Source organism: Azoarcus sp. DD4, assembly GCF_006496635.1.
Lineage (GTDB): Bacteria > Pseudomonadota > Gammaproteobacteria > Burkholderiales > Rhodocyclaceae > Azoarcus.
This window is the reverse complement of sequence record NZ_CP022958.1, coordinates 3444568-3462889: the sequence shown is the minus strand read 5'-3', so window position 1 is coordinate 3462889 and position 18322 is coordinate 3444568. Positions and strand designations below refer to the sequence as shown.

Below are 18322 nucleotides of genomic sequence, written 5' to 3'. Positions count from 1 at the left end.
GCGGATGGCCGCGGCCAGCCATGTCGGCGCCACCGCCTGCGCCGAATGCCATCAGGCCGAAGCCGCCGCGTGGACGGGCTCGCACCACGCCAAGGCGATGCAGCACGCCGATGCGCAGACTGTGCTCGGCGATTTCGACGACGCCCGCTTCAGCTACGCCGGCACGGTGTCGCGCTTCTTCCGCCGCGACGGCCGCCATTTCGTCGAGACCGACGGCGCCGACGGCAAGCTCGCCGGGTTCGAGATCAAATACACCTTCGGCGTGTATCCGCTGCAGCAATACCTGATCGAACAGCCCGGCGGCCGGCTGCAGGCGCTGTCCATCGTCTGGGATGCGCGGCCCAAGGAAGCAGGCGGTCAGCGCTGGTACCACCTCTACCCCGGCCAGAACGTGAAGGCCGGCGATCCGCTGCACTGGACGGCGCGCAGCCAGAACTGGAACCACATGTGCGCCGCCTGCCATTCCACCGAAGTGAGCAAGGGATTCGACCTTGCCGCCAACCGCTTCGACACGCGCTGGCGGGAGATCAACGTCGCCTGCGAGGCCTGCCATGGGCCGGGCTCGGCCCACGTCGCCTGGGCGCGCACGGCGGCGGACGGCAAGCCGGCGGCGGACGAGGGCAAGGGTTTCGCGCGCCCGCTGCGGGCGGACAAGGGCGGCCACTGGCAGTTCGTCGGCGACCACCCGATCGCGCGCTGGGCGGGCGCCGCGCCGCCGCGCCAGGAGGCCGACGCCTGCTTCGCCTGCCATGCGCGCCGGCGCCAGATCGTCGAACCGGTGCCGCACGACAGTGCTTTCCTCGACAGCCATGCGCCGACGCTGCTCGAACCCGGCGCCTATCACGCCGACGGCCGCATCGACGGCGAGGTGTTCGAGTACGGCTCCTTCGTGCAGAGCCGCATGCACCGTGCCGGAGTGACCTGCAGCAATTGCCACGATCCGCATACGCTGAAGCTCAAGGCGCCGGACAACGCGCTGTGCGGCCAGTGCCACCGTGCCGACGTGTTCGACACGCCGGAGCACCACCACCACGCCAGCGCTGCGCCCGGCGGACGCTGCGTCGACTGCCACATGCCGCCCACGACCTACATGGGCGTGGATGTGCGGCGCGACCACGGCTTCAGCATCCCGAATCCGCAGCAGACCGTGCGTCATGGCACGCCCAATGCCTGCAACCAGTGCCACGACAGGCGCGCCCCGGAATGGGCGGCGCAGGCAGTGAAGCGCTGGTATGGCAAGGCGCGCGAGCCGACCGCGCTGGTGCAGGCGCTCGATGCCGCACGCAAGGGCAGGGCCGAGGCCGGCGGCTTGCTGGCGGCCCTGGCGCACGATGCGGAGGCGACGCCGATGGCGCGGGCAACGGCACTCGCGCTGTTGCCGTCCTATCCGGGCGCGGCCGCACGCGACAGCCTGTACCATGGCCTTGCCGCGCAGGATGCGCTGGTCCGTGCGGCGGCGGCCCGCGCGGCGCAGATGCTGGAGGCGCGCGCGCGGGCCGAACGGCTGGTGCCGCTGCTCGACGACCCGGTGCGTCTGGTGCGGATCGACGCCGCCCGCAGCCTGGCCGACGTGCCGGAGGCGTTGCTCTCCGGTGCGGCGCTCGCCGCACGGCGGCGTGCGTTCGAGGAGCTGGTCGCTTCCGAGCTCGCCGCCGCCGAACTGCCCGAAAGCCATCTCAACCTCGGCACCCTGCATGCACGCAGCGGCGATGCCGCAGCGGCAGAAGCCGCTTTCCGCCAGGCATTGACGCTGGATCCGCGCTCGGTGCCGGCGCGGGTGAATCTCGCCGATCTCTATCGCCAGACCGGGCGCGATGCCGAGGCCGAACAGATATTGCAGGACGCGATCAAGGCCGATCCGCTCGCCGCCGAACCGGTGCACGCGCTCGGCTTGCTCAAGGTGCGCCAGGGCCGGCGCGACGAAGCCCTGGCCTTGCTCGCCCGCGCAGCAAGCCTTGCGCCGGCTTCGGTGCGCTACGGCTACGTATACGCGGTGGCGCTGCACGACGGCGGTCAGGTGGTGGAGGCGATCGCCGTGCTGCAGCGCCTGCACCGGCGCGCGCCGGCGGAGCGCACCGTGCTGCAGGCATTGGCCAGCTACGAATACCAGCGCGGCGAGCGCGCGCACGCCCTGGGCTACGCCGACAAGCTGGTGGCGCTCGATCCGGCCGACGCCGCGCTGCAGCGCTTCCGCGAGCAGCTGGCGCGCTGAGGGCGCGGCCGGCGGCGGCGCGCGCTCAGCGACCGCGCAGGCTGAAGCGCTGCAGGCTGGTGTGCAGCACTTCGGCCAGCGATTTCATGCCGGAAGAGGCGTCCGACATGGAGTGCGCCGCAGCCGAGGTCTCTTCCGCCATCTGCACGATGCGCTCGACCCGCGCGGCGATGTCGCGGCCGGCTGCGGACTGCTCCTGCAGCGCGGTCGATACGTCGTCGATGGCGCGCCGGACCGCCCGGGCGTCGGCGTCGATCTCGTGCACCACCGTACCGGCGCTGCGCGCCTGCGCCAGCCCGTCCTGCACCGCGGACACCGCGGCCGACAGCCGGCTGCTCATCTGCTGGGTACCGGACTGGATGGAGCCGACCATGGCGCTGATCTCCTGGGTGGAGTGCGTGGTCTTCTCCGCCAGCTTCCTTACCTCGTCGGCCACCACCGCGAAACCGCGGCCCTGTTCGCCCGCCCGCGCCGCCTCGATCGCGGCATTGAGCGCCAGCAGGTTGGTCTGGTCGGCAACTTCCTTGATGACCGTGACGATGGAGGAGATGCGCTCCGATTCGCTGCCCAGCAGCTGCGCGGTTTCGGCGCTGCGATTGATCGTTTCCGCCACGGCGTCGATGCGCTCGGTCATCTGGCGGATGCTCTGCGCACTGGTGTTGGCCTTGGCGCTTGCCACGGTGGATGCCTGGCGGGCCTCCTCGGAGATCGCGGCGATGTGATCGACGCTGGTGGACATTTCCTCCAGCGCGGCGGCCATGGCGCTGGAGAATTCCGACTGGGTCTCGATGTTGCGGAACACCGTCCGCGAGTCGCTTTCGAGCTGGCGGGCGGCGCCGTCCACCTGCTTTGCTCCGGTATTGAGCTGGCCCAGGGTCTGGTTGAGGGCGTCTGCCATGCGGCCGAAGGCGTTCTGCAGCTGGCCGATTTCGTCGCGCGAGGTGGCTTCGGTACGCACCCGCAGGTTGCCGGCGGCGAGTTGGTCGGCGACGCGCACCAGCTCGCCTATCGGCCGGGTGATGGAGCGGGTGACGAGGACCGCACAGATGGCGGCCGCAACGCTGGCGATCGCGAAGGCGGCCGCCATCAGCACCAGACCGGCGCGGGCGTCGGCCTTCATCGCCTGCATCACCTCGTGCGAGCGGCTGCGCACCGCGTCGATCAGTTTGTTGCTGTCGTCCTGGATGGCGTTGATCAGGTGGCGGCTCTTGCCCATGCCCTCCAGGATGCCGGCGCGGTCGCCGCCGGCGGCGGCGCTGACGATGTCGGCGACGTGGGGCTTGAGGGCGTCGAGCGAACCGGCGATCGCGCGGCCGGTGTCGGCGATGTCGGCTTCACCTGCAGCGAGGAAGGGTTCGACGTCGCCGCGCAGGCCGTCGAGTGTGTCGAGCTGCTGGCGGGCGATGCGCGCGATCTCGGGGCTGTCGACCTTGCCGAGCATGTCGCGCATGTCGATGCGGTAGCGCATCACCCGGTAGAGCAGGTCGGTAGCCTGGCGCGAGCGTTCGAGGCCGTCGCGTTCGACCAGCAGCGCCTGCTCCTCGATGCGCAGCGCCTTCAGCCCGATGAAGGCCGCCGCGGTGCCGAACAGCACCAGCACCAGCCCGAAGGCCAGCAGCAGGCGCATGCCGATCATCATGTCGTTCATCCTGGATATCCTCGTGTAACAGGGCGGGGGCGATGCGCCCGGACCGCCCGGCCGGGAATTGTCGTTGTCATGACGCCGGCGCCGAAAGCCGGAAATGGCAGGATCGGCGCCGCGCCGTGGCCGATTCCTGCAATTTCGGACGCGGCGCTGCGAGCGCCCGCGACGCCGGCCGCTCGCGGTATCCTTCGCGCCTGAACACCCCGCAGCAGCCGGCTCGGCCGGCCCCGTACCCGATGCAGACCACCCCGATGCGCGTGCTGTCGGTCATCCCGCCGATGACGCAGCTCAATACGCCTTACCCGTCCACCGCCTATCTCACCGGCTTCCTGCGCTCGCGCGGCCTGCCCGCGGTGCAGGAGGATCTTGCGCTGGCGCTGGTGCTGCGGCTCCTGTCGCGCGACGGCCTGAAGGCCATCCGCGCGGCGATCGAGGCGATCCCGGCGAAGAAGCGCACGCCGCTGGCGGCCGGTTTTCTCGAACACTTCGACCGCTACCTGTTCACCATCGCCCCGGTGATCGCCTTCCTGCAGGGACGCGACTCCACCGTGGCGCACCGCATCTGCTCGCGCACCTTCCTGCCGGAAGGGCCGCGCTTCGACGCACTCGACGTCTATTACGACCCGGACGGCGGCGATCCGCTGGCCTGGGCCTTCGGCTCGCTCGGCCTGCAGGACCGCGCCCGCCATCTCGCCACGCTCTACCTCAACGATCTTGCCGACGTGCTGCGCGAGTCGGTCGATCCGCGCTTCGAGTTCGTCCGCTACGCTGAATCGCTGGCGCGCAGCCAGCCCGGCTTCGAACCCCTGGCGCAGGCCCTGGCGGCGCCGCCTACCCTGGTCGACGCGCTGCTGCGGGAGCTGACGCTGGAAGCCATCGCGCGCCACCGCCCGCAACTGGTGCTGCTGTCGGTGCCTTTCCCCGGCTCGGTGTATGGCGCCTTCCGCATTGCGCAGGCGATCAAGGCGCACGACCCGTCCATCGCGGTCGCGCTCGGCGGCGGCTTTGTGAACACCGAACTGCGCAAGCTGAAGGAGCCTCGCGTGTTCGACTACTTCGATTACGTCACGCTGGACGACGGCGAGCGCCCCATCCTCGCGCTGATCGATCACCTGCAGGGCGGGCGCCCGGCCGGGCGCCTGGTGCGCACCTTCCGGCGCGAAGCCGGCAGCGGCGAGGTGCGCTACGAGCATTTCCCCGAGCCCGACATCGCCTTCGCCGACGTCGGCACGCCCACCTGGGACGGCCTGCCGCTGGATCGCTACCTGTCCATCCTCGACATGCTCAACCCGATGCACCGGCTGTGGTCGGACGGGCGCTGGAACAAGCTCACCGTGGCGCACGGCTGCTACTGGAAGAAGTGCAGCTTCTGCGACATCAGCCTGGACTACATCTCGCGCTACGAGGGTGCCGCAGCCAGCGTGCTGGTAGACCGCATCGAGGCCATCGTCGCCGAGACCGGCCAGACCGGTTTCCACTTCGTCGACGAGGCGGCGCCGCCCAAGGCGCTGCGTGCGCTCGCCGAAGAACTGCTACGCCGCGGGGTGGCGATCTCGTGGTGGGGCAACATCCGCTTCGAGAAGTCCTTCACCCCGGAGCTGTGCCAGCTGCTTGCCGACAGCGGCTGCATCGCGATCTCCGGCGGGCTGGAGGTGGCCTCCGACCGCCTGCTCAAGCTGATGAAGAAGGGCGTGTCGGTGGACCAGGTGGCGCGCGTCACCCACGCCTTTGCCGAGGCCGGCGTGCTGGTGCATGCCTACCTGATGTACGGCTTTCCGACGCAGACGGTGCACGACACGGTGGATGCGCTGGAATACGTGCGCCAGCTGTTCGAGGCCGGCTGCATCCAGTCAGGTTTCTTCCACCGCTTCGCCTGCACGGTGCATTCACCGGTGGGCAAGCAGCCGGACGAATACGGCGTGCGCCTGGTGCCGCTGCCGCCGATCAGCTTCGCCACCAACGACGTCGAGTTCATCGACCCGACCGGCGTGGACCATGACGCGCTCGGCACCGCGCTCAACAAGGCGCTCTACAACTACATGCACGGCATCGGGCTTGATACCGACGTGCGCAGCTGGTTTGCGGAAAAAGTGCCGCGCCCGCGCGTGGCGCGGCAGTTCATCGCACGGGCGCTGACGCAGGCCTGAGCCGCGCCCGCGCCTTCAGGCGCGGGTGTTGCGCGCCGGGTTGAGCGGATACAGCGGTGCCGCGTCGGCCGGCGCGCGCTCGGGCGGCTCTTTCGCGTCTTCGCTGCGGGGACGGGCGTTCAGCGATCGCTGCAGCGCGCTGTTGATCTCCATTTCAAGGCGCGCCGCCCGCTCGGCGTACATCTTGGCCAGCGCCGCGTGGTGTTCCGCGGCGACCTGATGCTCCAGACGGGCGAGGTTGGCTTCGTTCAGGTAGTCCTGGGCCTTGCGGATGTGAGCGTCGATACGGGGTTCGAAGAGATTGAATCTCATCACGCGTCTCCGTTGCGGCGGCCAGCGGAGGCTGGCCATCCTTGTCCGGCCGGTTTGGCTGCGGATGCCCCTGCCGCGCCGACCCTGCTTCAGTCTTGTTGGGCGGCAGCGTGCTCGCAAACGGAATATGCGGGCCAGCGTGGCAAAGTAGGCACTCAGCCGGCAACGCGCACGGGCGCAGGGTCGCCGCGCTCTGCCACGAACTGGGGCACGGGCAAAAAAGCCTTTGCCGTCGGCCGTTTAGCCGACTTGCTCCAGCGCTTATCCACAGAAAATGTGGACAAGCGGCACACTAGCCGGCGGCGCGCAGCCACTCCGCCACCGAGGCCGGCGTCGGGATGCGGCCGGAGGACACCAGCTTTTCGTTGATCACCAGGCCCGGCGTCTTCAGCACGTCGTAGGCGATGATCTGCTGCATGTCGGTGACCTTGGTGATCTCCGCCTCCACGCCGAGCGAGGCGACCGCCTCGCGCGCGACTTCCTCGAGCTTCCTGCAGTTGGCGCAGCCGGGGCCGAGAACCTTGATGTTGAGCATGATCAGACTCCTTTGAGGGAAGTGCGGCCGTGGCGTCCGGCGAGCACGAGCAGGGCGGCGAGCACCGCGATGAAACCGGCCAGCCAGAGCGCGAGCACCAGCAGCGAGCTGCCGTCCACCCAGGCGCCGTAGGTAAGGCCGGCGATGGTGCTGAAGAGTGCCACCAGCGCCACGTAGGTCGCCGTCTTGCGGCGGCCGATGATGGCCGCGATGATGAGGATGCTCTGCAGCGACAGCTCCGGGTCGGCCATCAGGTAGGCGAGCAGCGGGCCGCGGTGCATGCCGAGATCGAGGAACATCCGGGCGATCGGCACTTCCACCAGCGTCGGGAAGTACATGAAGACGCCGAAGGCGACGCCGGCGAGGTTGCCGGTGAGCGTGTTGGCTCCGGCCAGCAGCTCTATCCATTCCGGGCGGATCAGGACGCGGATCATGCCGACGACGAAGACGCCGGCGACCAGCAGCGGGAATATCTGCTTCACGAAGCGCCAGGATTCCCACAGCCAGTCGCGCACTTCGTCCGCCGACAGCTGGCGGCGCGCGATCGCGTACAGCACGGCAAGGCTGAGGGCAACGCCGAAGAACTTGCCGGTGAGGCCGATGCGCAGGCCTTCCGGCACCGCCTGCACCGACAGCGCGGCGGCCAGCAGGGTCGCGGCGATCAGCGCCAGGCTGAGGTGCGTCCACAGATTGGCGCCGTCCTGGATGTTCTCGAGCCCGCGCCAGGCGCTGATGCCGATGCCCGCCAGCAGCACGATCAGCAGCGCGCCCTGCAGCGACACGCCTTCTTCGCCCTTGGCCGCGTCGTAGGGCACCAGCTGGTCGAGCACGCCCTGCCAGTGCCGGGCATCGTGCAGGGGCAGGTCGATGTGGAGATAGCTGCCGGTGAGCACGCCGAGCTTGAGCGTGCCGGCCAGCAGCAGCGCCACCCACACGAACAGGAAGACCAGCGGCGCGCGGCCCATGCCTTCGCCGCGCGCGGCGAAGGGGCTGTCGGTCGCCAGGTCGTGCGCGACGTCGTCGGCACGGAAGAGCAGCGCCATGATGAGACCGATGCCGATGCCGAAGGTGAGCGAGAGCAGCAGGCGGGCGATGGCGAGATCGGGGCCGATGATGCCGCCGGTGTAGACCAGCGCCAGGATGTTGGCCGCCGGCGCGAAGAACAGGAAGGTGATCGCCGGCCCCAGGCCCGCGCCCTTTTTGTAGATGCCGGCGAAGAGCGGCACGATGGTGCAGGAGCACACCGCCAGCAGCGACCCGGCGGCGGCCGCGGCGGGGTAGGACACCATCTTGCTGGAGTTGCGGCCGAGGAAGCGGGTGACCGTCTCCTTCGGGATCAGCGCCGCCATCGCGCCCGCGATGAAGAAGGCGGGCAGCAGGCAGAGCAGGACGTGGGCGGCGAGATAGGCAGCGAGATTGCCGAGGCCGCCCCGCAGCACCGGCAATCCCCAGGAAAGCAGTCCGTCCATGGCACGGCTCCTCGCAGGTGATGCGTGCAGCGCATCTTCAACGCCAAATTAGCGGTACGGCCGACCGCAAACAAGCATCTATGTCAACAAAGCTGCTCGTTGCCCGCTGAGGACAGCTGCATTCAGCCCTCGCGCACGCGCGCTTGCCCGAGGCCGGGACGGTGCAGGGCGCGCAACAGCAGCTTGCGCAGTTCGCTGGCCCACAACACCGCGCTGCTCATCGTCGCGCACAGCAGCCACTGCGCCGGCATCAGCGGCACGGTGCCGAAGGCCCGGTTGAGAATGTCCAGGTGCACCACCGCCACCTGCAGGACGACGGAGAAGCCTACCGCCGCCCACAGCCAGCGATTGACGAAGGGGCGGTGGAAGGCGCTGGCGGTGGCGGAGCGGGCGTTGAAGCAGTTGAAGAGCTGGGCGAACACCAGCACGGTGAAGCCGGCGGTGCGCGCGGTGTCTAGGGAGTGCCCGCCCTCGATGAGTCCGCCGGGCAGGAAGAGGTCTATGCTCAGCAGCGTTGTCAGCGCCATCGCCAGCCCGGTCTGCACGACGTCGGCCCACATCCGGGCATCGATCAGGCGGGCCGACCGGCGCCGGGGCGGTCGCGCCATCACGTCCTCGGTCTGCGGGTCCACGCCCATCGCCATGGCCGGCCAGGCGTCGGTGAGCAGGTTGATCCACAGGATCTGGGTCGCGAGCAGGGGCAGCGCCACCACGTGGCCGTCGGCGCCGGCGAGTCCGATGACGCCCGCGCCGATCACGCCGAGAAAGATGGTGAGCACCTCGCCCATGTTGGACGACAGCAGGTAGCGCAGGAACTTGGCGATGTTGTCGAAGATGCCGCGGCCCTCGCGCACCGCCTCGACGATGGTGGCGAAGTTGTCGTCGGCGAGGATCATCTTCGCCGCCTGCTTGGTGACTTCGGTGCCGGTGCCGCCCATCGCCACGCCGATGTCGGCCGACTTGAGGGCGGGCGCGTCGTTGACGCCGTCGCCGGTCATGGCGACGACCTGGCCGTCGGCCTGCAGCGCGTCGACGATGCGCAGCTTGTGCGCCGGGCTGACGCGGGCGAACACAGAGGTGTCGCGCACCGCGGCGACAAGCGCGGCATCGTCCAGCGCGTCGAGCCCGATGCCGGTCAGCGCGGCGGCGCCGGGCGCCACGATGCCGAGGTCGGCGGCGATGCGCGCGGCGGTACGCGGGTGGTCGCCGGTGATCATGATGATCCGGATGCCGGCGCGGCGAGCCTCGGCGATGGCCTGTTTCACCTCGGCGCGCGGCGGATCGATGATGCCCACCGTGCCGACGAAGATCAGGTCGCGTTCCTGCGTGGCGTCGGCATCCTCGCCCGCGGCGAGCGGGCGATAGGCCACCGCCAGCGTGCGCAGCGCGGCGTCGCTGAGTTCATCCACCTCGGCCAGGATCTGCGCACGCCGGGCGGTGTCGAGCGCCACCACTTCCATCCCCACGCGCACCCGGGTGCAGCGTTCGAGCAGCACGTCGGGCGCGCCCTTGGCGATCAGTACGACCGCGTCGTCGTGCTCATGGTCGAGCGCGATCACCGACATCATCTTGCGTTCCGAGCTGAACGGGACTTCGCCGATGCGTTCGAAGCGGCGCTGCCGGCGTTCATGCAGGCCGAGCTTGCGTTCGGCCACGAGAAAGGCCGCTTCGGTCGGGTCGCCCTGGATCTCCCACAGTCCGCCGTCGGCACGCCGCAGGTCGGCATTGCCCGCCAGGCTGCCGCCGCTCAGTACCACCACGTGCTCGGCATGCAGCGGACCGCCGGTGAGCGGCTTGCCCTCATGTTCGACTTCGCCCTCGGGTGCGTAGCCGACGCCGCTCACCCGGCTGGTGCCGGACGCGGTGACGATGCGCTCTATGGTCATTTCGGAGCGTGTGAGCGTGCCGGTCTTGTCCGAGCAGATCACCGAGGCCGAGCCCAGGGTCTCGACCGAAGACAGCCGTTTGACGATGGCATTGCGGCTGGCCATGCGCAGCACGCCGAGCGCCAGCACCACCGACAGGATGGCCGGGAGGCCCTCGGGCACCGCGGCCACCGCGAGCGATACGCCGAGCAGCAGCACGGCGATGAGTTCCTTCGTGCCATGGACGTCGGCGCCGATCAGGACCGTGGCGACCACGATGGCAGCGATGACGATCACGGCCGCGCCCAGCATGCGGCCGATCCGGCTCACTTCCCGCTGCAGCGGGGTCGGATCCTCGCGGGTGCGTTCTAGCAGGGTGGCGATCGCGCCCATCTGGGTGGACATGCCGGTGGCGGTGACGAGCGCCACGCCGTTGCCTTGCGCGACCGAGGTGCCGCTGAAGACCATGTCGAGCTGGTCGGCAGTCGCCGCGGCTTGGGCGAGGGTGGCCGGATGCTTGCGCACCGCCTCGCTCTCGCCGGTGAGCGAGGCCTCCCGGATGCGCAGGTCGGCCGCTTTGACCAGGCGCGCATCGGCGCCCACCGCGTCGCCTTCCGCCAGCACCAGCACATCGCCGCACACCAACTCCTCGCTCGGTATGCGCTGCGGCGCGCCGTCGCGCAGCACCGTGGAGGTGGCCGCGGTCAGCCGCGCCAGCGCGGCGGCGGCGTTCTCCGCCCTGGCTTCCTGTACGTAGCCGAGGATGGCGTTGAGCACGACGATCACTACGATCACGATCGCGTCGTAGGGCCAGTCCTTGCCGCCGTCGATGATCCACGCCGCGAGCGTGACGACGACCGCGGCGAGCAGCAGGTAGATCAGCGGATCGTGGAGCTGGCGCAGGAGGCGCCGCCAGGAGGGGAGTGGCGGGGCGGTGCGCAGCGTGTTGCGGCCGTCCTCGGCCAGCCTGCGCCGGGCCTCGGCCGCGCTCAGGCCGCGTTCCGGATCGGTGTCGAGGGCGCGCGCGACCTCGGCCACTTCGAGAATGGCGGGGTCGCGCAGTCTGGCTTCCTTCGTCATGTCCACATCATGGCACGAAGCCCGGCGATCTTGCGCCGACGCGGCGGCATCGCGCTGCGCGCGGCTACGGACGACCCGCCGGCGAGCGTTCCGGCGGCCGGGACGCGCAGGCGCTCACGGGTTCAGCTCTTCGTGGAAGTTCGAGGTGCCGTGCCGCCAGTACGCTGCAACCCGCATGGCTTCCTTGGGCTGCGCATGTTCGGTGACGAGGACCTCGCGCAGGCGCGCCATCGTCGATGCTTCGCCCGCGCACCAGGCGAAGCCCTCTCCGTCCGGCAAAGCCAGGCCGCGGACGGCGGCGATCAGTTCATCCGGCGTGGCGACCCAGCGGACATCCGGTTGCGCGGCGCTGTTGAATTCGCGCCGGTCGGACGCATCGGCCGTCTGCACCACGACGATGGCGCGGGCCGCGGCCGGCAGTTCTTCCAGCCGCCGGTGGATGGCCGGCAGCGCGGCGGCGTCGCCCGCCAGCAGATGCCAGTCGTAGTCCATGGGAATGATCATCGAGCCGCGCGGCCCGGCAAGCGTCGCGCGCTGCCCGGCCGCGGCCTGCCGTGCCCAGTCCGAGGCCGGGCCGTTTTCGTGCAGCGCGAACTCCAGCGTCAGGGTCCGCTGCTGCCGGTCGAAGCGTCGCGGGGTGTAGTCGCGGCGCAGGACTTCGCCGGCGGGCGTGGAAAAGATGAACTTCAGGTGATCGTCGAAGGAGGCCGAGACGAAGTCGGCGAGCGCGTCGCCGGCGAAGGTCACGGCGATGAAGTTGGCACTCGGCTGCGCGATGCCGACGACTTCGACATCGCGGAGGTGGATCTCGTGGCGGACGCGCTGGACGCGGCGGGTGGTTTGAGAAATGTTCACGGTTGGCCTTAATCGTTGATAATGTCCACTATGATTCCGTTAACAAGTTGATACTGTCAACCAAATGGTCGCACTTTCTTCCGACGACGTGCTCGACGCCGTCCATGCCGTCATGCATCTCTACCGTTCGCTGCAGCACCGCGCACTGCGCGAGGGGCCGCACGACCTGACCCACATGGAGTTCAAGGCGCTCGGCTATTTCGCCCGCCATCCGGGCGCGACGCTCAGCGATCTGGTTGCCCACTCGGGACGTGACAAGGCGCAGATCGCCCGCCTGATCGGCGAACTGAAACGCCGTGGCCTGCTGGCCGCGCGGGCCGACGAGGCGGACCGCCGCAGCAGCCGGCTGGAACTGACGGCGGACGGGCGGGAGGTCCATGGCAGCTTGCAGCGTCACAGCCAGCAGCTGGCCGATGTCGCGGTGACCGGCCTGGCGCAGGCGGAGCGCGAGCAGCTTCTTGCCCTGTTGCGCAGGATGCGGCGCAATCTCGAAACAGCGGCGTGAGCGGCGGCGTCCCGTCCGGACCGCCACGGGTGGCGGCTGCGGCGTGATTTTCATATTGATGATTCAATAAATGTTGTATAGTCAGAGCATGGAAAAGAACACGGCCCTCGCGGTTTTCGAATCGCTCTCGTCCGGCGTGCGCCTGGACGTCTTCCGCCTGCTGGTCCGCAAGGGGCCGGCCGGCATGGTGGCGGGCGAGATCTCGTCCGCGCTCGACGTGCCGCCGACCAACATGTCCTTCCACCTCAAGGCGCTGACCCACGCCGGGCTGGTGTCGGTCGAGCAGGAAGGGCGCTTCCAGCGCTACCGGGCGAACATGGCGCTGATGCGCGACCTGATCGGCTATCTGACCGAAGAATGCTGCGCCGGCGTGCCGGAACAGTGCGCCGAGGTCGGCGAGGCGGTGGGCTGCGTCAGCGGGCTGGGGTGTTGAGTCACCACAACCGAAGGAGGCCGGCATGAAAACCCTGAACATCCTCTGGCAACGTCTGCTGGACGACTCGGGCAACACCTGCCCGCGTTGCGACGCCACCCAGCAGGCGGTGGAAGGGGCTGTCGAGAAACTGCGGCATGCGCTCGCCCCGCTGGGTATCGAACCGCAACTGGAGCGCCGCGTCATCGACCCTGCGCAGTTCGCCGCCCGGCCGCTGGAATCCAACCGCATCTGGATCGCCGGCCAGCCGCTGGAAAGCTGGCTGCAGGCGAACGCCGGTGCCAGCCGCTGTTGCGCCAGCTGCGGCGACGCCGACTGCCGCACGGTCGAAGTCGACGGTACGACCTACGAAGCGATACCCGAAGACCTGCTGATCCGCGCCGCCCTCGTGGCCGCCAGCCGGATGATGGATGCCGGCCGGCAGACGCCGGCGGCAGGCCGGCCCTGATGGCATTTCCTTTCCCTTTCGACCACACGAAACCCGCTCACCAGGCCTCATGAACATCCTTTTCCTGTGCACCGGCAACTCCTGCCGATCCATTCTCGCGGAAGCGACCTTCAACCACCTGGCGCCAGCCGGCTTCCAGGCGATGAGCGCGGGCAGCAAGCCGACCGGCTACGTGCATCCGCGCTCGCTCGCCTTGCTGGCGCGCGAGGGCATCGCCACCGAGGGCTATCGCAGCAAGTCCTGGGACGACCTGCCGGTGACGCCCGACATCGTCGTCACCGTGTGCGCCAGCGCCGCCGGCGAAACCTGCCCGGTCTATCTTGGCCCGGTGCTGCGCACCCACTGGGGGGTGGAGGACCCGGCGCACGCCACGGGTACCGATGCCGAGATCGACGCCGCCTTCATGGCCGCCTACCGCATCCTGCGTGCCCGCATCGAAGCCTTCCTCGCACTGCCGCTCGCCGAACTGGCGCAGGACCGTGCCGCGCTCAAGCGCGAGCTCGACCGTGTCGGCGCGCTTTTGCCTTGAGCCATATTTCAACTTTCCATCGATTATCGAAACGCGACGACGCATCCAGGGAGTGTCGAATGTCTGCAAGAGTCTTCAACGTGCTGTTCCTGTGTACCGGGAATTCCGCACGCAGCATCATCGCCGAGGTCGTGCTCAACGAACTCGGCAAGGGGCGCTTCAAGGCCTATAGCGCCGGCAGCCATCCGCGTGGCGAGGTCCATCCGATGACGCTCGAGGTCTTGAGCGCGCAGGGTTACGAGGTGGGCACGCTGCACAGCAAGGGGTGGGATGTCTTCGCCCGGCCGGATGCGCCGGTGATGGACTTCGTGTTCACCGTGTGCGACCAGGCCGCCGGCGAGGTCTGTCCGGTGTGGCCCGGCCAGCCCATCACCGCGCATTGGGGCTTCGCCGATCCGGCAGCGGTCGTCGGCGACCGCGCGCACCAGCTCAAGGCCTTCAGCCAGGCCCAGAACGAAATCGTGACCCGCATCCGGCTGTTCCTTAGCCTGCCGGTGGAAAAACTCGACCGCCTCGCACTCAAGCGCGAAGTCGATCAACTCGGGCGCAGCCCGGTGACGGGGGACTGAAGCATGAACATGCAATGCGAAGCCGCCATCCAGCCGGCGGTAGCAGCACCGATGAGCGTGTTCGAGCGCTATCTCACCGTCTGGGTCTTCCTCTGCATCGTCACCGGCATCGCACTGGGCCAGTGGCTGCCCGGCGTGTTCCAGGCGGTCGGGCGGATGGAAGTGGCGCAGGTCAACCTGCCGGTGGGCCTGCTGATCTGGGTGATGATCATCCCGATGCTGGTCAAGGTGGATTTCGGCGCGCTGCACGAGGTGCGCCAGCACGTGCGCGGCATCGGCGTCACGCTGTTCGTGAACTGGCTGGTGAAGCCCTTCTCGATGGCCTTGCTCGGCTGGCTCTTCATCCGCCAGCTGTTCGCCCCGATGCTGCCGGCCGAGCAGCTCGACAGCTACGTCGCCGGGCTCATCCTGCTGGCGGCCGCGCCTTGCACCGCGATGGTCTTCGTGTGGAGCCGGCTCACTGGCGGCGATCCGCTGTTCACCCTGTCGCAGGTCGCGCTCAACGACAGCATCATGGTGATCGCGTTCGCGCCGCTGGTCGGCCTGCTGCTGGGCATCTCGGCCATCACCGTGCCGTGGGACACGCTGCTGACCTCGGTGGTGCTCTACATCGTCATCCCGGTGGCGCTCGCCCAGCTCTGGCGCCGCGCACTGCTGAAGAAGGGGCAGGCAGCCTTCGATGCGGCCATGGAGAAGATCGGCCCCTGGTCCATCGCCGCCTTGCTCGCCACCCTGGTGCTGCTGTTCGCCTTCCAGGGCGAGGCCATCCTGCGCCAGCCGCTGGTGATCGCGCTGCTGGCGGTGCCCATCCTCATCCAGGTGCTGTTCAACTCGGCGCTGGCCTACTGGCTCAACCGCAAGCTGGGCGAAAAGCACAGCGTGGCCTGCCCGTCGGCGCTGATCGGCGCGTCCAACTTCTTCGAACTGGCGGTGGCCGCGGCGATCAGTCTGTTCGGCTTCGAATCCGGCGCCGCGCTGGCGACCGTGGTCGGCGTGTTGATCGAAGTGCCGGTGATGCTGCTGGTGGTGCGGGTGGTGAACCGTTCGCGCGACTGGTACGAAAGCGCCGCAACAGGAGCGCGGGCATGAGCGGGCTTTCCAGCGAACTCCCCAACATCCGGGAAGATCTTTTCCGCGTGCCGGATGCGGCACAACTGCAGCCGGCGGCACGGGCCACGCATCCGCCGCGCATCCTGCTGCTCTACGGCTCGCTGCGGCAGCGCTCCTTCAGCCGCCTGTTGGCGGAGGAGGCGGCGCGTCTGCTGTGGGCGATGGGGGCCGAGGCGCGCATCTTCAACCCGAGCGGCCTGCCGCTGCCGGACGACGCGCCCGAGACCCATCCCAAGGTCGCCGAACTGCGCGAACTCACGCTGTGGGCCGAAGGCATGGTGTGGTGTTCGCCCGAACGCCACGGCGCCATGACCGGCATCATGAAGGCGCAGATCGACTGGATTCCGCTGACGGCCGGCGCCATCCGTCCCACCCAGGGCAAAACGCTGGCGGTGATGCAGGTGTGTGGCGGCTCGCAATCCTTCAACGCGGTGAACCAGATGCGCGTGCTGGGGCGCTGGATGCGGATGCTGACCATCCCCAACCAGTCGTCGGTGGCCAAGGCCTTCCTCGAGTTCGACGAGCACGACAGGATGAAGCCCTCGTCCTATTACGATCGGGTGGTCGACGTGATGGAGGAACTGGTCAAGTTCACCCTGCTGACGCGCGACATCGGGCCTTATCTGGTGGATCGCTACAGCGAGCGCAAGGAGAGTGCGGAGGAGCTTTCCAAGCGGGTGAACCAGAAGTCGATCTGAAGGCGCTCGCCATCCGTCCGGAGCCACCCGCCGGCGGGCGGTGGCAGTGTTCGTCTAATGCCTTAGTCGTAGTCACGGAATTGAAATATTCTGGAGTGGCGGCCGCACAATCTGAGAGAATCCGCGGTCGCCATTTTTGGAAGCCCGGTGGTGCCGCCCGCAGCCAGCGTTCCTGAAGCCCAGGTTACACGCAGGGGCATGCGGTGACGGCCGCGCCGTCCTCATGATTCAACTCTTCACCAGCTACGACCCCTGGCTGATCGTCAGCCTCGTCCTCGCACTCGCCTTCGTCCTCGCCTTCGAGTTCATCAACGGCTTTCACGATACCGCCAATGCGGTGGCCACCGTGATCTACACCCGGGCGATGCCGCCCTATCTGGCGGTGATCGCCTCCGGCATCTTCAACTTCCTCGGCGTGCTGCTCGGCGGCGTCGGCGTGGCCTATGCCATCGTCCACCTGCTGCCGGTCGAGCTGCTGATCGACGTCGACACCGGCCGCGGCCTGGCGATGGTGTTTTCGCTGCTCGCTGCCGCCATCGCCTGGAACCTCGGCACCTGGTACTTCGGCATCCCGGCCTCCAGTTCGCACACGCTGATAGGCTCCATCCTCGGCGTCGGCCTCGCCAACGCGGTGATCACCGACATCGCGTTGGCGGAAGGGGTGAACTGGCAGAAGGCGATCGACATCGCGCTGTCGCTGATCGCCTCGCCGCTGGCGGGATTCCTGGTCGCCGGGCTGATCCTGATCGCGCTCCGCTGGTGGAAGCCGCATTCCTCCATGCACCGCACGCCGGAGTTCCGCATGGGCGAGGTCGGCAAGAAGCATCCGCCGTTCTGGAACCGCCTGGTGCTGGTGCTTTCGGCCATGGGCGTGAGCTTCGTGCATGGCTCCAACGACGGCCAGAAGGGTATCGGCCTCATCATGCTGGTGCTGATCGGCATCGTGCCGGCGCAGTTCGTGCTCAATCTCAACAGCACCACCTACGACATCAGCCGCACGCGCGACGCCGCGGTGCATCTGGGCGAGTTCTACCAGCGCAACGCCCAGACGCTGTCCGACTACCTGGCGCTCGGCAAGCCCAACGGCAGCGATCTGCCGGCCAGGTTCCGCTGCGACCCGCAGCAGACCGAGATCACCATCGCGGCGCTGCGGCGCGGGCTGGAGGGCGTGAGCAACTACGAGGACATGCAGGAGCAGGCGCGCGTCGACATGCGCCGCTACCTGCTGTGCCTGGACGACACCGCCCGCCGGGTGTCCAAGCTCGCCTACCTGCCGGCAGCCGAGAAGCAGGATCTCGCCCGTCTGCGCAAGGATCTCACCTCGACTACCGAGTACGCACCGTTCTGGGTGGTGATCGCAGTGGCGCTGGCGCTGGGCATCGGCACCATGATCGGCTGGAAGCGGGTGGTGCTCACGGTCGGCGAGAAGATCGGCAAGCAGGGCATGACCTACGCCCAGGGCATGAGCGCGCAGGTGACGGCCGCCGCCGCCATCGGCATGGCGAATGTGTTCTCGCTGCCGGTGTCGACCACCCACGTGCTGTCGTCCGGCGTGGCCGGCACCATGGTCGCCAACCGCAGCGGCCTGCAGGGCCAGACGGTGACCAACATCCTGCTGGCCTGGGTGCTGACCCTGCCGATTTCGATGGCGCTGTCCGCCGGCCTTTACTGGGCCGCCTGGCGCATCTTCATCGCCTGACGAAGGGGCGGCCGCGTCGGGACCTCGACAAGCTCGCGGAACACATCCTCGCAGGATTCGCGGTAGCGCTGGATCTTGGCGAGCAGCTCCTGGTTGCCGGTGGCGGGATAGACCCCGCTCGTGCTACCGGATACCCAGGTCATGCCGCTCGATGCGGCGACGGTGATGGGGATTTTCACGGCCCATCACCGCGCGAAGCCGCTTTCTTGCC

At 68.7% G+C, this 18322-nt stretch carries 17 protein-coding genes; 10 read left to right on the top strand and 7 right to left on the bottom strand.

Translation table 11 applies throughout. The annotated features are described in order from the left end of the window. The first annotated feature begins 4 nt into the window (after positions 1-4). Positions 5-2212, top strand: a complete 2208-nt coding sequence (locus CJ010_RS15940) for a tetratricopeptide repeat protein (RefSeq protein WP_168224973.1) — start codon at positions 5-7, stop codon at positions 2210-2212. A 25-nt stretch (positions 2213-2237) separates the two neighbouring features. On the opposite strand, the gene CJ010_RS15935 is transcribed toward CJ010_RS15940, so the two are convergent. Then, complete coding sequence (locus CJ010_RS15935; RefSeq protein WP_141018947.1) at positions 2238-3860, bottom strand: methyl-accepting chemotaxis protein; 1623 nt, start codon at positions 3858-3860, stop codon at positions 2238-2240. Positions 3861-4093: 233 nt separating this feature from the next. Between CJ010_RS15935 and CJ010_RS15930 the strand changes: the two genes are divergently transcribed. Then, complete coding sequence (locus CJ010_RS15930; RefSeq protein WP_141018946.1) at positions 4094-6004, top strand: radical SAM protein; 1911 nt, start codon at positions 4094-4096, stop codon at positions 6002-6004. A 15-nt stretch (positions 6005-6019) separates the two neighbouring features. Here the strand turns inward: CJ010_RS15930 and CJ010_RS15925 are convergent, their stop codons facing one another. From CJ010_RS15925 to CJ010_RS15905, 5 genes are all read right to left on the bottom strand, one after another. Then, positions 6020-6316 carry a hypothetical protein gene (locus CJ010_RS15925; RefSeq protein WP_141018945.1) on the bottom strand — a complete coding sequence of 99 codons (297 nt, stop codon included), beginning with the start codon at positions 6314-6316 and terminating at the stop codon, positions 6020-6022. 292 nt (positions 6317-6608) lie between these two features. Beyond that, positions 6609-6851 carry a thioredoxin family protein gene (locus CJ010_RS15920; RefSeq protein ID WP_141018944.1) on the bottom strand — a complete coding sequence of 81 codons (243 nt, stop codon included), beginning with the start codon at positions 6849-6851 and terminating at the stop codon, positions 6609-6611. A 2-nt stretch (positions 6852-6853) separates the two neighbouring features. Further along, a complete protein-coding gene (locus CJ010_RS15915; protein WP_141018943.1) occupies positions 6854-8320 on the bottom strand; it encodes a permease in 1467 nt (488 codons plus the stop codon). A gap of 122 nt (positions 8321-8442) precedes the next feature. Beyond that, a complete protein-coding gene (locus CJ010_RS15910; protein ID WP_141018942.1) occupies positions 8443-11265 on the bottom strand; it encodes a cation-translocating P-type ATPase in 2823 nt (940 codons plus the stop codon). Positions 11266-11379: 114 nt separating this feature from the next. Beyond that, positions 11380-12120 (bottom strand): siderophore-interacting protein, encoded by a 741-nt coding sequence (locus CJ010_RS15905; protein WP_205754799.1) that lies wholly within the window; start codon positions 12118-12120, stop codon positions 11380-11382. 64 nt (positions 12121-12184) lie between these two features. Here CJ010_RS15905 and CJ010_RS15900 point away from each other — a divergent pair, with 64 nt between their 5' ends. From CJ010_RS15900 to CJ010_RS15865, 8 genes are all read left to right on the top strand, one after another. After that, positions 12185-12625, top strand: coding sequence for a MarR family winged helix-turn-helix transcriptional regulator (locus CJ010_RS15900; RefSeq protein WP_141018941.1), 441 nt, complete (start codon positions 12185-12187; stop codon positions 12623-12625). An 88-nt stretch (positions 12626-12713) separates the two neighbouring features. Next, positions 12714-13058, top strand: coding sequence for a helix-turn-helix transcriptional regulator (locus tag CJ010_RS15895; protein WP_141018940.1), 345 nt, complete (start codon positions 12714-12716; stop codon positions 13056-13058). Between the two features lie 25 nt (positions 13059-13083). Beyond that, complete coding sequence (locus CJ010_RS15890) at positions 13084-13506, top strand: DUF2703 domain-containing protein (protein ID WP_141018939.1); 423 nt, start codon at positions 13084-13086, stop codon at positions 13504-13506. A 49-nt stretch (positions 13507-13555) separates the two neighbouring features. Beyond that, positions 13556-14035 (top strand): arsenate reductase ArsC, encoded by a 480-nt coding sequence (locus CJ010_RS15885; protein ID WP_141018938.1) that lies wholly within the window; start codon positions 13556-13558, stop codon positions 14033-14035. A 59-nt stretch (positions 14036-14094) separates the two neighbouring features. Beyond that, the gene (locus CJ010_RS15880) at positions 14095-14604 is read left to right on the top strand and encodes an arsenate reductase ArsC (protein ID WP_141018937.1); all 510 of its coding nucleotides are present in this window, start codon (positions 14095-14097) and stop codon (positions 14602-14604) included. 3 nt (positions 14605-14607) lie between these two features. After that, a complete protein-coding gene (arsB, locus tag CJ010_RS15875; RefSeq protein WP_141018936.1) occupies positions 14608-15693 on the top strand; it encodes an ACR3 family arsenite efflux transporter in 1086 nt (361 codons plus the stop codon). Further along, a complete protein-coding gene (gene arsH / locus CJ010_RS15870; RefSeq protein ID WP_141018935.1) occupies positions 15690-16412 on the top strand; it encodes an arsenical resistance protein ArsH in 723 nt (240 codons plus the stop codon). Before arsB ends, arsH begins: the two co-directional genes overlap by 4 nt. A gap of 223 nt (positions 16413-16635) precedes the next feature. Continuing rightward, positions 16636-18111 carry an inorganic phosphate transporter gene (locus CJ010_RS15865; protein ID WP_141018934.1) on the top strand — a complete coding sequence of 492 codons (1476 nt, stop codon included), beginning with the start codon at positions 16636-16638 and terminating at the stop codon, positions 18109-18111. On the opposite strand, the gene CJ010_RS15860 is transcribed toward CJ010_RS15865, so the two are convergent. Further along, positions 18078-18290, bottom strand: coding sequence for a hypothetical protein (locus CJ010_RS15860; RefSeq protein WP_141018933.1), 213 nt, complete (start codon positions 18288-18290; stop codon positions 18078-18080). The two genes, CJ010_RS15865 and CJ010_RS15860, sit on opposite strands and share 34 nt — an antisense overlap. Positions 18291-18322: the final 32 nt, after the last annotated feature.